This is a genomic window from Mesorhizobium sp. M7A.F.Ca.CA.002.15.2.1, from assembly GCF_003998715.1.
GTDB classification, from domain to species: domain Bacteria; phylum Pseudomonadota; class Alphaproteobacteria; order Rhizobiales; family Rhizobiaceae; genus Mesorhizobium; species Mesorhizobium ciceri.
In genome coordinates this window covers 1-830 of sequence record NZ_RZPI01001145.1, presented here as the reverse complement: position 1 = coordinate 830, position 830 = coordinate 1, and the positions used below count along the sequence as shown (strand labels likewise).

Genomic DNA, 830 nt, shown 5'->3' with positions numbered 1-830 from the left:
CTGTTCGACCTTGCCGTTGACCTCGATGTAGACGTTCCTGGAGCCGTTGACCATGATGTCGGCGATGTCGTCGCGGGCGAGCAGCGGCTCGAGCGGCCCATAGCCGAGCACGTCGTTGCAGATGTCCTCGAGCAGCTCTTCCTGCTCGGCGATCGTCATTGCGAAGTTCTTGATCGCGATGATGTCGTTGACGATATCGCGGATTTCCTCGCGCGCACTTTCAGGATCAAGCTTGGAAAGCTGCGACAGATCTATGGTGTCGATGAGTGCGGAGAAGACCTGGCTCTTGGTATCGTAATAGGTTTCGCTTTTTTCGCGCTGTGCCCGCTTCGGCTCAGGCGCCAATGGCGGTGCCTCGACCGCACGGCGCGCCGGCGGCGCGACAGGCGCGCTTGGCGCCGCGGGCCGTGTCAGAACCGCCGTGTCCACGGAACCTGCAGCCGGTGGCGCAACAGGCGCCGGTGCTGGCTGGCGAAATTCCGGCGTGAACCGGTTGCCGTCGTCGCTGCCTCTTTTACCAAACATGATCGACTACCGATTCCACTGCTGAAGCGTCACTTCTTGTTGCGCGAGAGCTTGCCGAGCAGGCTGCCGAGCCCGGCCTTCTTCCTGATCTTGATTTCGCTGCGCCCGGTCAGCACATGCGCCATTTCGTTGATCATTGCGACGATCGGGTTCTTGGCATCCATTTCGCCAAGCATGCGTCCGTTGTTGGCGGCATTGCCGAACAGCAAGGGATCAAAAGCAATGACCGACATTGGCGACAGACCGAGCGGCTCGGCGAAATCGGCCGGCGAAATCTCCGGGCGTTTCGGGACGCCGGCCTGGTT

2 pseudogenes are annotated in these 830 nt (G+C 61.1%); both read right to left on the bottom strand.

Annotation, left to right across the window (positions count from 1 at the left end):
- Positions 1-525: pseudogene (locus ENZ74_RS33255) on the bottom strand (CpaF family protein); the annotation flags it as partial.
- A 29-nt stretch (positions 526-554) separates the two neighbouring features.
- A pseudogene (locus ENZ74_RS33250) lies at positions 555-830 on the bottom strand (CtpF protein); the annotation flags it as partial.